This is a genomic window from Pseudoalteromonas sp. G5_S1_54_S4, assembly GCF_054968565.1.
The window spans coordinates 78,688-92,752 of record NZ_JBQKUL010000001.1 but is presented as its reverse complement, the minus strand read 5'-3'; the positions used below and the strand labels follow the sequence as shown (position 1 = coordinate 92,752).

At 41.1% G+C, this 14,065-nt stretch carries 8 protein-coding genes; 6 read left to right on the top strand and 2 right to left on the bottom strand.

Annotation, left to right across the window (positions count from 1 at the left end; genetic code table 11):
• Positions 1 to 12 precede the first annotated feature (12 nt).
• Positions 13 to 1,428, bottom strand: coding sequence for an FAD-dependent oxidoreductase (locus ACTRWE_RS00410; RefSeq protein WP_013465171.1), 1,416 nt, complete (start codon positions 1,426 to 1,428; stop codon positions 13 to 15).
• Between the two features lie 9 nt (positions 1,429 to 1,437).
• Positions 1,438 to 5,895: a glutamate synthase large subunit gene (gene gltB, locus ACTRWE_RS00405; RefSeq protein WP_058154827.1), complete on the bottom strand. Its 4,458-nt coding sequence runs from the start codon at positions 5,893 to 5,895 to the stop codon at positions 1,438 to 1,440.
• A gap of 726 nt (positions 5,896 to 6,621) precedes the next feature.
• On the opposite strand from gltB, the gene ACTRWE_RS00400 reads away from it, so the two are divergent.
• From ACTRWE_RS00400 to ACTRWE_RS00375, 6 genes are all read left to right on the top strand, one after another.
• Entirely contained in the window at positions 6,622 to 7,878 is a 1,257-nt protein-coding gene (locus tag ACTRWE_RS00400) for an efflux RND transporter periplasmic adaptor subunit (protein ID WP_016900405.1), read from the top strand.
• Positions 7,879 to 7,913: 35 nt separating this feature from the next.
• Positions 7,914 to 8,624, top strand: a complete 711-nt coding sequence (locus ACTRWE_RS00395) for an ABC transporter ATP-binding protein (protein ID WP_013465175.1) — start codon at positions 7,914 to 7,916, stop codon at positions 8,622 to 8,624.
• A gap of 3 nt (positions 8,625 to 8,627) precedes the next feature.
• On the top strand, positions 8,628 to 9,941 hold the full coding sequence (locus tag ACTRWE_RS00390) for an ABC transporter permease (protein WP_013465176.1): 1,314 nt from the start codon (positions 8,628 to 8,630) through the stop codon (positions 9,939 to 9,941).
• A gap of 14 nt (positions 9,942 to 9,955) precedes the next feature.
• A complete protein-coding gene (locus ACTRWE_RS00385; protein WP_029610012.1) occupies positions 9,956 to 11,161 on the top strand; it encodes an ABC transporter permease in 1,206 nt (401 codons plus the stop codon).
• An 85-nt stretch (positions 11,162 to 11,246) separates the two neighbouring features.
• A complete protein-coding gene (locus ACTRWE_RS00380; RefSeq protein WP_013465178.1) occupies positions 11,247 to 12,575 on the top strand; it encodes a sigma-54-dependent transcriptional regulator in 1,329 nt (442 codons plus the stop codon).
• Complete coding sequence (locus ACTRWE_RS00375) at positions 12,575 to 13,879, top strand: sensor histidine kinase (RefSeq protein WP_013465179.1); 1,305 nt, start codon at positions 12,575 to 12,577, stop codon at positions 13,877 to 13,879. The genes ACTRWE_RS00380 and ACTRWE_RS00375 overlap by 1 nt, the downstream gene beginning before the upstream one ends.
• The last annotated feature ends 186 nt before the right edge of the window (positions 13,880 to 14,065 follow it).

Genomic DNA, 14,065 nt, shown 5'->3' with positions numbered 1-14,065 from the left:
CAAAAGCATTATTTACACTTTTAAATAATCCATAATGCCTTCTGCAGCGTTACGCCCCTCAAATATAGCGGTGACCACTAAGTCTGAACCACGAACAATATCGCCACCAGCAAATATTTTAGGATTAGTGGTTTGATGTGTAAATTCACCTTGCTCGGGTGCATTAATACCACCCCAGTGGTTAATTTCAACGTCGTACTGCTCTAGCCAATCCATTTTATGTGGCTTAAAACCAAATGCCATAATCACTTGTGTGGCTTCAATAATATGCTCTGAACCCGGTACTTCCTCAGCGCGACGGCGGCCGTTTTCATCTGCCTCGCCAAGCTGAGTTTTTACCATTTTAACACCGGCTACAGCACCTTTGTCATCAAGCACAATCCCTTTAGGCTGAACGTTATAAGTAAAAATGACGCCCTCTTCTTTGGCATTTTTTACTTCGCGTTTTGAACCAGGCATGTTCTCTTCATCACGACGATAAGCACACGTTACTTTTAACGCGTTATGACGAATAGAGGTACGCACACAGTCCATTGCTGTATCACCACCACCTAGTACCACTACTTTTTGGTTTGCCATATCAATGCAAGCTTGTTTAGACTCATCGTAACCCATAACACGGTTAGTGTTACCAATTAAAAATGGCAGGGCATCATGCACCCCCGGCGCATCTTCGTTCTCAAGCCCCGCTCGCATACTCTGATAAGTCCCCACGCCCAAAAATACAGCGTCATACTCATTAAGTATTTCATCCATGCTAATGTCTTTACCTACTTCGACATTAAGCTTGAATTCAACACCCATTTCGGTAAATATTTCGCGACGTTTTTGCATGACTTCTTTTTCTAATTTAAAAGAAGGAATACCAAAGGTTAACAGCCCACCAATTTCAGGGTGACGGTCAAATACCACAGGCTTTACGCCATTACGCACTAAGATATCTGCACAGCCCAGGCCCGCAGGCCCTGCGCCAATAATGGCAACTTTTTTATCAGTCCATGTTACATAGGACATGTCTGGTTTCCAGCCCATTTTAAACGCGGTGTCGGTGATGTATTTTTCAATATTACCGATTGTTACTGCACCAAACTCTTCATCTAATGTACATGAGCCTTCGCATAAGCGGTCTTGCGGGCATACTCGTCCACACACTTCTGGCAAACTGTTAGTACGGTGCGATAGCTCAGCGGCCTCTAAAATGCGCCCTGTACGGATCAGTTTTAACCATTGTGGAATATAGTTATGTACTGGACATTTCCACTCACAATAAGGGTTACCACAATCAAGGCAACGATCCGCTTGTGAATTAACCTGATTTTCTGAAAAGGGTTCATAAATTTCTACGAACGATTTTTTACGCGACGAGATTGGTTTTTTGCGTGGGTCTACACGCTGCACGTCTATAAATTGATATACATTTTCGCTCATACTGCCCCCTTATTGCGCCTGAACACGTAGTTCGGCGCTACTGCGAGCGCGGTGCCCGAGTAAACTTTTTACGTCACTTGATTTAGGTTTTACTAATTTGAACATCGGTAAATAAAGTTCAAAGTTAGCTAAAATAGTTTCTGCTCTGCATGAGCCTGTTAGCTCTAAATGATCAGCAATTAAGCCGCGTAAATGCTCTTGATGTGAACTTAAGTCATCTAAAGTAACCACTTCAACCAACTCTGGGTTAATGCGTTTCTCAAAATCACCTCGTTCATCTAAAATGTAAGCGAAACCACCGGTCATACCTGCACCAAAGTTCACTCCTACATTACCAAGTACACACACAACGCCACCGGTCATGTATTCACAACCGTTATCACCTACGCCCTCAACAACAGCTTGCACGCCTGAGTTACGTACAGCAAAACGCTCGCCTGCACATCCTGCTGCAAACAATTTACCGCCGGTTGCACCATATAAACAGGTATTGCCAATAATTGTTGCTTTATGACTTTCAAATGACGAACCCAATGGTGGGCGAATAACTAGCTTACCGCCAGCCATGCCTTTACCAACGTAATCGTTAGCATCGCCAACCAAAGTCATTTCAAGGCCACCGGCATTCCATACACCGAATGACTGACCAGCTGTACCATGTAATTCAATAACTACCGGATCTGCGGCCATGCCTTGATTACCGTATTTATCAGCAATATACCCAGAAAGCATGGCACCTACTGATCTGTCGGTATTACAAATACGACTTACTAATGAAATGCCGCTTGAGTTATCTATTGCCTCTTGTGCCTTGCCTAGTAAGCTCTCATTTAACTCACCTAAATAATGCGAGCTATTTGGTGCACTGCAAAACAGAGTTTCACCTGTTGGGTTATTTGGCTGAGCGATAACCGCTGATAAATCTATTTTTTGCTGCTTCGCTGTTTTGCCTTCAATGGCTTCGAGTAAGTCTAAGCGACCAATTAAATCGGTTAGGTTTGCAACCCCTAAACTTGCCATAATTTCACGCGCTTCTTGAGCAATGAACTTAAAGTAATTCATCGCCATTTCTGGCAGACCATGATAATGCTTTTGACGTAATGTTTCGTCTTGTGTTGCCACACCTGTCGCACAGTTATTTAAGTGACAGATTCGTAAGTATTTACAGCCTAATGCAACCATAGGCCCTGTGCCAAAGCCAAAACTTTCGGCGCCTAAAATGGCCGCTTTGATGATATCAAGGCCGGTTTTTAAACCACCATCTGTTTGCAGGCGAATACGATGGCGAAGGCCATTTTCTACCAATGCTTGCTGTGTTTCAGCAAGTCCCAACTCCCATGGGCTGCCAGCGTATTTAACCGAGGTTAATGGACTTGCACCTGTGCCACCATCATAGCCTGAAATGGTAATTAAGTCGGCATACGCTTTTGCTACACCGGTTGCAATTGTGCCAACACCCGGTTCAGATACCAGTTTTACTGAAATCAATGCATTCGGGTTTACTTGTTTTAAGTCAAAAATAAGCTGGGCTAAATCTTCGATAGAATAAATATCGTGATGCGGCGGAGGTGAAATAAGTGTCACACCCGGTACTGAGTAACGAAGCTTGGCAATATAGGGAGTGACTTTTTCACCCGGTAATTGTCCGCCTTCCCCAGGTTTAGCGCCTTGTGCCACTTTTATTTGAATAACATCAGCGCTACGTAAGTAATGTGGGGTGACACCAAATCGACCCGAAGCTACTTGTTTAATACGTGAATTTTTTTCTGTACCGTAACGCAGCTTATCTTCGCCACCTTCACCAGAATTTGAGCAGCCACCTAAACGATTCATGGCAATTGCGAGTGCTTCATGCGCTTCTGGCGATAATGCACCAATACTCATGGCGGCTGAGTCAAACCGTTTATAAAGCTCAGTGGCAGGCTCTACCTCATCAATACTTATACCCTTTTCTGGCAGTTTTAAAGCCAACATATCACGCAGAGTCGCGACTGGACGTTGATTTACTAGCTTTGCGTATTCGCTGTAATCACTGTACTCGCCGCTACGTACTGCTTTTTGTAACGTTTGAATCACATCAGGGTTGTAAGCATGGTACTCGCCGCCGTGTACGTACTTAAATAAACCACCATGGCTTAATAATTTACGTTTACTAAGCGCCAGTTTATGCAAGCTTTGCTGATCGTCATCAAAGTCGCTAAAACACGCCCCTTTAATACGACTCGCCACGCCTTTAAAACACATCTCAACAATAGCGTCCGATAGACCAACTGCTTCAAACAGCATTGAACAACGATATGAAGCCACGGTACTAATGCCCATTTTAGACATGATTTTGTACAAGCCTTTATTAATTGCTTGACGATAAGCCAGTGTAACTTCACAGTATGACTTATTAATTACCTTGGTATCGCTCATAGCCACAAGTGACTCGTACGCTAAATACGGGTAAATTGCGGTTGCACCAAATCCAAGTAGTACCGCAAATTGATGCGCATCGCGAACGCTGCCAGTTTCAATAATAATATTTGACTCACAGCGTAAGTTATTATCTACCAAGCGTTTTTGTACCGCACCCACCGCCATAGCAGCAGGAATAGGTAATTGATTGTCATCAAAGTTACGATCCGTTAATACCAGCATAATACAGCCAGATGCGGCTTTTGCTTGTGCTTCATCACAGATGCGCTTAACCGCATTCTCAAGGCCTTCTTCTACGGTGTAAGTAATATCAATCTTACAATAGCTGTAATGCGCTTCATCGGCGTTAAGTAGCTGCTGCATATCAGCATACATTAAAATAGGCGTATCAAATTGCAGGCGTTTAGCGTGCCCTGTTGTTTCATTAAATACGTTTTGCTCACTGCCAATACACGTTGCAAGCGACATTACATGGTTTTCACGTAACGGGTCAATTGGCGGATTAGTAACCTGAGCAAACTTTTGACGGAAATAATCATAAAGTGAACGGTGCCCTTCGCTCAGTACGGCAAACGGCGTATCGTCACCCATTGAGCCAGTGGCTTCTTGCCCATTTTCACCCATGACACGAATGACGCTGTCTAGCTCTTCGTTAGTATAGCCAAACATCTTTTGGTATTTGACAAGGGTTTCATCATCAAATGAGCGATTGCCCGCATCTTGCTCGGTAAGTGCTTCAAAAGGCGTTAATCGTTTAACGTTTTCTTCTAACCACGACTTATAAGGGTGGCGTGATTTTAAATCTTGGTCAATTTCATCTGAATGCCAAATTTTACCCAATTTAGTATCAATAACGAGGAGTTCGCCCGGGCCTACACGTCCTTTTTCTACCACCTCGTCAGCGGTGTAATCCCATATACCCACTTCAGAGGCTAAAGTAATAAAGCCATCTTGAGTAATAATATAACGCGCAGGGCGCAGGCCATTACGGTCTAGGTTACAGGCTGCAAAACGCCCATCCGACATAACAATCCCTGCAGGGCCATCCCACGGTTCCATATGCATCGAATTAAAATCATAGAATGCACGTAAGTCGTCATCCATAGCACGGTTTTTTTGCCATGCTGGCGGCACTAGCATGCGCATCGCACGGAATAAATCCATACCACCAGCTAAAAACAGCTCTAGCATATTATCGAGGCTAGATGAGTCAGACCCTGTTTCATTAACAAACGGCGCTGCGCTTTGTAAATCAGGAATAAGCGGCGAAGCAAATTTATAAGAGCGTGCACGGGCCCACTGACGGTTACCTTCAATAGTATTAATTTCACCATTGTGCGCTAAATAACGAAATGGTTGCGCTAAAGGCCAGCGAGGCTGTGTGTTTGTAGAGAAGCGTTGATGAAAAACACAAATAGCACTGGTCATGCGAATATCAGCAAGATCGAGATAAAAATTTGGCAAGTCAGCAGGCATCATTAAGCCTTTATAGATGGTGACTAGCCCAGATAAGCTCGCAATATAAAATGATTCATCATCCATCAAGCGCTTTTCTGCACGACGACGTGCAACATATAAACGTCGCTCTAAATCTTTAGAACGCCAACCTTCTGGCGCACTAATAAAAATTTGTTCAAACCCAGGCAATTGCTTTAGTGCTATAGGTCCTAACATTGATGGATCGGTAGGGACAACACGCCAACCTAAAATATTAAGCGTTTCTTTTTCTAGTTCTTCGCTTAAAACATCTTTAGCTGCTTGTGCTAATACCGGATCAGCATTGAGGAAAATCATCCCAACGGCGTAATTTTTACCTAAATGCCAATTATTTTCAGCAGCAATAGCACGAAAGAAGCTGTCTGGTTTTTGAAGTAACAAGCCACAACCATCACCCGTTTTACCATCAGCAGATATACCGCCGCGGTGCTGCATGCGATCTAAACCGGTGATCGCCGTACGGATGAGTCGGTGACTCGCTTGGTTATTAACTTGGGCTATTAAGCCAAAGCCACAATTATCTTTTTCTAGTTTTGAGTCATATAACATGGACCCCTCCCCTTGCTGCACTGTTAACGTGGATGAACGGCTCGACGATTTGCTAACAGACGATCAAAATTAGCGTTATTCCTAACCTGAGTCAATATCTTTCTGAATACATATTCATTATATTGAATATATTTCAACTTCATTAAAAATCATAAAATAATGCTAAATATTAACATTTGAGTAGATGTTGGATCGAAAACTTTAATGACACCGGTGTTATTTTTAAGAACTTGTAAATAAAACCTCCTCACAACAGGCAGTTTACGTAAACGTAAAGTAGGCTTAAAATGAATAACTATTCACCAGATATCATTCCATCATTTTTGCTTTATTCGTAATACATCTAAACATGACATTTAATTACATCGACTTCTATTAGCACATAGTTTATTCAATGAATTTGCACGTTAGTCTTATGCTATGCATTAATTAACAACTTTCTTTGCTTTACGTTGAGGTAATCTCACCCCACAGCCAAATCAAAAAAGTGCCCGCAGCGGACACTTTTTATGTCCGCGGACACATAAAAAGAAAGTTTAAAAATAAAAAGTAATTAAATTCAACAAGATAAAAAATGGCACGCTATTCGAATATTCCATAACTATATAAATTTTGAGGGCATTTGAATGTTTACTATTGGCTTATTTTTAATTTCACCAATTATTCTGTTTATTGCCTCGCTAATGATTACTGTGTTTGAAAAACACTAAGCAAAGAGAACAAATAATGATTAAAGACACTAGCGGGCAAGACACGCAAATCTCACGACCTATAAATTTTAAAAAAAACATATGGCTGTTTATATTTACTGTGGGCTTAGTTGCTCTATGTGTATATGCATTATTAAATACTGATCAAGAAGGTACTATCTCGGTTGATAGAGTAAGCCTACAAATAGCCACAGTGGTGCGCCAATCACTAATACGTGATGTTGCAGCCAGCGGTAAAATTGTAGCCGCCAGAGCACCAAAAGTTTACAGCCCTGAACGAGGCTTTGTTTCATTGAAGGTAAATGCTGGTGACTCAGTCAAACTGAATGATGTAATAGCCATGGTTGAGAGCCCCGAGCTCACAAACGAATTAAAGCAGCAACAGTCTGTTTTAGCTCGTCTTGAGGGCGAGCTACAACGTAAACACCTTGAGGCACGCCGCCAATCATTAAGCTTAAATAAAGCGCTTGATCTAGCACAAGTAGAATTAAACGCTGCCGATAGAGAAAATCGCAGAGCGACTTTGTCAATGCAAAAAAATGTGATCAGTCAAATTGATCATGAAAAAGCCATTGATGAGCTTACCCGTGCAAAACTTTCTTATAAACATGCAGAGCAAGAAGTTGAATTGTCCAAAGATACACTTGCTTTTGAACTACAGGCCGCTAAACGAGATGTCACTCGTCAACAACTGATTGTCGATGATCTACTTCGCAAAGTTAATAACTTAACAATTAAAGCCACTGTGTCAGGGATTGTAGGTAACTTACTAGTTCAACAAAGAGAAGCGGTAACACAAAGCCAACCACTAATGACTTTAGTTGATTTGAGCAATTTTGAAGCAGAACTACAAGTCCCTGAAAGTTATGCAAATGACCTTGGTTTAGGTATGGACGTAGAGATAACAATGGGCGCTAGCAAAGTGATGGGTACCCTTTCTGCCATTTCACCAGAAGTCAATAATAGAGAAGTCACAACACGTGTACGTTTTAACAAAGACATGACGGGCATCAGACAAAACCAACGATTAACCGCACGTATTTTATTAGAAAATCGTGACGATGTTTTACAGGTTAAGCGTGGGGCATTTTTACAACAAGGCGGCACACAGGTTTATAAAATTACCGGTGATACAGCTCAGCTCATTGATATTTCAATTGGTGCAACCAGCATTAATGCGGTTGAGTTAATTTCAGGGGTTCAAGCTGGCGATGAATTGATTATCTCAAGCTATAACAGTTTCAAACACACACACACGTTATTACTTCGCTAACAATCGCGTAGAACCAAATAATAAAAGGAAAAAGCATGTTAAAGATGAATAATATAAGTAAAGTATATCAAACTGAAATGGTGCAAACCCATGCATTACGTGACTTTAATCTGCACGTTGATGAAGGCGAATTTATTGCTGTAACAGGCCCTAGCGGGTCAGGAAAAACGACCTTTTTAAATATCGCTGGAATGTTAGAGCCCTTCTCCGCAGGTGAATACTTACTTGATGGAATTGATGTCGGTAAGTTAAACGATAATCAACGTGCAGATTGTCGAAATCAAAAAATAGGCTTTATCTTCCAAGGGTTTAATTTAATACCTGACTTAAACTTATATGAAAATATTGAAGTACCGCTACGTTATAGGGGTATTAAAGCCGCAGAGCGTAAACGTCGCATTGAAAAATGCTTAGAACAAGTTGGCCTTGCCTCTCGGGCAAAACATTTGCCACAGCAACTCTCTGGCGGACAGCAACAACGAGTGGCCATAGCACGGGCGCTTGCTGGCGAGCCACGATTTTTATTAGCCGATGAACCTACCGGTAATCTCGACAGCCTTATGGCTCGTCAAGTAATGGAGCTGCTTGAACAAATCAATCGCGATGGCGCAACCATTGTCATGGTCACCCATGATGCAGAACTTGCTCGGCGTGCCCCTCGAAATATTCAAGTTGTAGACGGTCAACTTGCTGATTTCACCTTGTACCAAGGTGCACAAAACCTTAAAAATGTTGCTGGAGCCTAAGCCATGCTTCTACATTACCTCGATTTAAGTTGGCGCAGCTTCAAGCGCACACCGTTAGTAAGCTTTTTAATGGTACTGGCGATTGCCATTGGTATTGGCATCACTATGACGAGTTTAAGCGTTTATCACATGATGTCAGCGGATCCCATTGCGCATAAAAGTAGCCAGCTCTATGCTGTGCAGTTGCAAGTAATGGATGATGGCCACACTTGGTGGACGTCTGATAACCTCCCGCTACAACTAACTTATCAAGATGCTGCAAACCTATATAAATCAGAGATAGGTGGCCAGCGTTTAAAAATGGTGCGCAGTGGATTCTCTGTTTACATAGACTCTGACACAGTAAAACCTTTTAGCCAAAGTGCGAGACTAACAACCCCAGAATTTTTTAATATGTTTGATCTTGAGTTTCTCTATGGTGAAAAATGGTCTCAGCAGCAAGAAGAAAACGCGACCCCCGTTGTTGTGATCAGTGAAGAGTTAAATAATAAGCTTTTTGCTGGCGAAAATTCAGTGGGTAAAATTATTTACCTTGATGATGCGAGTTATGAAGTGGTTGGGGTTACTAGAAACTGGCCATTAACCATCAAATACTACGATTTAAATAATGGTTCATTTAATGACCCTGAACAACTTTTTATGCCATTTAGTCTTCTTGAAGCAAAACAGCTTGGTAATTGGGGGAATACCAATGGTTGGAAACATGAGGATGTTAGAAGCTTTAGTGCCAAGTTACAGTCAGAAATGGTGTGGATTCAATTCTGGGTTGAATTAACTAACGAACAACAAAAAAATGATTATGAAAATTATTTATTAGCCTACATGCAAGAGCAACAAAAGCTTGGTCGTTTTAATCGCAAAGAGTTAGCTTACAGTATTCGAGATGTTAACCAGTGGATGGCCTATAACAACGTGGTCAGTGAAGATAACAAAATTTTAGTCGCACTTAGTTTTATGTTTTTGGCTGTATGTTTGGCGAATATTCTCGGCTTATTACTTGCAAAATTTTTACGTCGAGCTCCAGAAGTCGGTGTACGCCGTGCACTTGGAGCCAGTAAGCGACAGATTTTTATGCAACATATTATCGAAGTCGCCATGCTAGGACTATTAGGTGGGCTACTTGGTATTGTCCTTGCCCAGTTTGGCTTATTGGGTGTTCGCCAAAGCTATAGCTACTACGAAAGCTTAGCGACCATGGATTTAACCATGTTATTGAGCGCCCCACTCATTGCAATTAGCACCTGCATAATAGCTGGGCTTTACCCTGCTTGGCTGGTATGTAAAACCAATCCTGCAATTTACCTAAAAAGCCAATAAGGACGAACACTATGATGTTAGAAATTAAACCTATTTTCCATGCACTGTGTCGATCTAAAGTTGGTGCGCTGCTGTTACTTATCCAAATAGCTATTACTACTGCTATTGTCAGTAACGCAGCGTTTATTATTCAAGATAGAATGACTTATCTTAATCAGGATACAGGATACCCCGAAGATGAAATACTTGCTTTTCATGTCATGCACTTTGGCAAAGATGTCAAAAGCCACCAACAATTTGAACTTGATGAAGCGATGTTAAGAGCTTTACCCGCAGTGAAAGACGCCGCCTATATAAACAACATCCCCTTATCGGGAAGTGGTAGCTCTTCTGACTTCAGTATAAATTCAGCCCCTGAGCCTGGGCTTTCTGCAAGAACTGCTTACTTTTTTACAGATGATCATGCAATTAACACGCTTGGGGTTGAACTTATTGCTGGACGCAATTTTAGAGAAGACGAAGTTGTTGTAACTAACGATAATGATCAGCGAGCCAATGTTACCATTGTGACACAGGCATTATTAAATGAGCTATTTCCTGATGAAGATGGATTAGGAAAAACAATATTCCTTGGTGATATTCCAATGAAAGTCATTGGTGTAATTAAGCATGCAAAAGGCCCATGGCTCAAAGACAGCCGCCCAAATAATGTCGCATTAATTCCTTATATAAATCCTAATATCTCGGGGAGTTTTTTAGTTCGCACAGCAGCCAATGAGCGGGCAAATATTGCTAAACGAATTGAAGACGAGATGCTAGAAAATTACAACAAACGTGTAATTATTCGAATTCGGGGCCTTGACCAAGATAAAGCCCAATACATGGCTGAAGACACATTGATGATGCGTATGTTAATTGTGCTCATAACCATACTGGTATTGGTAACCGCACTGGGCATTTTTGGTTTGACGCTATTTAATATAAATAAACGTACCAAGCAAATTGGAACCCGTCGTGCTTTAGGCGCTCGTAAATCTGCAATTGTTAATTATTTTTTAGTTGAAAATGCGCTGATTTGCATTGCTGGCTTATTTTTAGGTGCTATTTCAGCACTTTTACTCGGTCAGTTATTAATGCAACATTTTTCAATAGCGGCATTACCATCAAGTTATATTGCTGTCACGGCAATCATGGTGTTTACAATGAGTCTTTTGGCTGTATTTGGCCCAGCTAAACGCGCAGCAAATATTTCGCCGAGTATCGCAACCCGAACCATATAGCACAGCTCCCAACCTATGCTACACTGGCTAAACGCGGTGTAGCATTTTCAATATTTAAATAATAATAAACAGCGATTAAATTAACATGGAAAAAATACTTATCGTTGATGACAATCCTGCAATTTTAGATGCTCTGTCATTATTGCTAGAGATTCACGACTATAAAGTGGTTACTGCAAATAGCCCATTTGAAGCTATTCAAATTGTGCAATACCAGCGTATTGCACTTGTACTTCAAGATATGAACTTTAGTAACGACACAACTTCAGGAGAAGAGGGAAAGTTACTCTTTTATCAACTCAGAGAGCTAAATCCCCATCTGCCCATTATTCTGATCACTGCATGGACCGAGCTTGAAACAGCCGTTGAACTTGTCAAAGCCGGTGCGGCTGATTATTTACCAAAACCATGGGATGATGCCAAGCTTCTTACCTGTGTTAAAAACCTAATTGAACTAGGAAAGACAAAAAAACAAAATCAAACCTTATTGCGCCACCAGCAAGAGCGGGATGCATCTTTAGAAAATGCTAATTTAGTAGGTTTAATTTATCGCAGTACGGCCATGGAGCAATTAGTTAAAATGGCATTACAAGTCGCCAAATCTGATGTCTCAGTATTAATAACAGGCCCAAATGGCAGTGGTAAAGAGCGCATAGCACAAATTATTCAAGCAAACTCACCTCGCCAAAATGCTGCGTTTATTACGGTCAATGCAGGTGCCCTTCCCCATCAACTAATAGAAGCAGAATTATTTGGTGCAGAAGCAGGCGCTTTTACTGGGATCACAAAACAAAGGATTGGTCGATTTGAAGCAGCTGACGGTGGCACATTATTTTTAGATGAAATAGGTAATCTCCCTTTATCAGGGCAAATGAAGCTCCTACGGATTTTACAAACTGGAGAATTCGAGCGCTTAGGTTCAACCCAAACTCGAAAAGTTAATGTCCGTGTAATATCAGCGACCAATGAAAACCTAACAGATGCAATCAGTAAAGGGCTGTTTAGAGAAGACTTATACTACCGCTTAAATGTGATTGAACTTAACCTACCAAGTCTTAGCCAACGACCGGATGACATACTTCCTCTTATTCGTCATTTTTTAGTAGAACGTGAGCTGGATTTACAATGCGAAAACCTACTTTTAGCCCATTCATGGCCCGGTAATGTTCGTGAGCTTGAAAATGCATGTAAACGTGTCAGTGTGCTCAAACCCAGCGGTGAGATAAGCATCGACGACTTTGGTTTAACTCCTGTTACGTCTCAAACACACACTCAAAAAGTAGAGCCTAACAAACAACAAATTGAGGATGCTATGCGTTTACATAAAGGGGTGATTGCCAAAGTAGCACGTGAGTTTGGCCTTAGCAGACAAGCACTGTACCGTCGTCTTGATAAGTTTGAGATTGCCTACTAATGGTTAAATCAGGATACCGCTTCTCTTTAACGTCTAAAGTGATTTTAGTATGCGTATTTTCCTCTGTGATCCCTGTTTTTATCTGTTGTTGGCTGCTGGGTGTTGACGCTATAAAAACAGCACTAAGTGTCATTTTTACAGCCATTCTAAGTAGTTTATTGGCTCATCGACTCAGTGGTAAACTGGTTCAAGGTATTACTTCATTAGAAACTGGCTTATTAAATTTTAAGGATGGGGAACTATCGACTTTACTGGCCTATAACCATAATGATGAATTAGGTCATTTGTGCCAGCTTTATAACCAAACTGCAAAGCAATTAAGACAAGAAAAACAATGGGTTTACCAACGAGAGTTAATGCTTGATAAGGTATTACAAAACGCCCCTCAAGCTGTATTATTGGTTAATGATAATGATTTTATTGTTTATAGTAACCACAGTGCGAGAGATTTTTTTAATGCAAGTACAGCCCTTGAAGGCGAAAAAATCTCAGCATTATTGTCTAAAGCCCCACAGCAAATAATTAATGCCGTTAATAAAGGCGTAGATGGTTTATTTATTCTTGATAAAACAGAACAAGAACCGCAAACATGGCATCTTTCAATGGGTCGCTTATTGCTTAACAACCAACACCATAGGTTGTTTGTTTTTAAACAGTTGACCCGCGAATTGAGCCGCCAAGAAGTTGAAGTTTGGAAAAAGGTTATTAGGATCATTAGCCATGAACTCAATAACTCACTAGGGCCTATGTCATCCATGTTACATAGTGCACAACTGTTAACGCAAAAAGTGGATGAACCTCGTTTAAAGCGCGTTTTCACTACCATTGAAGAGCGAATAAAGCATTTAAACGAGTTCGTTCAAGGCTATGGTAGGTTTGCTAAACTTCCACCACCTAAAATAACAACGGTTGACTGGCATTCATTACTCGATCAATTACAAAGCCAATGGCAATTTAATTTCGACCTTCAAAAAGACATCACTACAAAAGCCGATCAAACCCAAATAGAACAATTGCTGATTAACCTGTTGAAAAATGCACATGAATCAGAGTCGCTAGCAGAGCATATTAGTTTAAAAGTAACACAAGATAGCCTTGGCACTCATATTAATGTGAGCGACAAAGGAAAAGGTATGAGTGAAACAGTTATGGTCAGTGCGCTTATCCCTTTTTATTCTACCAAGGTGGCAGGAAGTGGATTAGGTTTGGCACTGTGTCGAGAAATTGTTGAAGCCCATCATGGGCAAATTAGCCTACACAATCGGGACGTCGGCGGGATCAGTGTTTTTGTAAGTTTACCTTGAGAGTTGTTTAGCTTTAAGGCTGAAAACTCATCTAATTTAGAAATGATACAATCGCGTTCTGAAGTTTATGACCTAGTGAGCTAAGTAAAAACCGCGAAAAGCTGCCTATTCATTCGGTACTGTCATCGTATAAGCAACTATGAGTAAATACTTTATAGACATAAAAAAAGCTGCAAATTGCAGCTT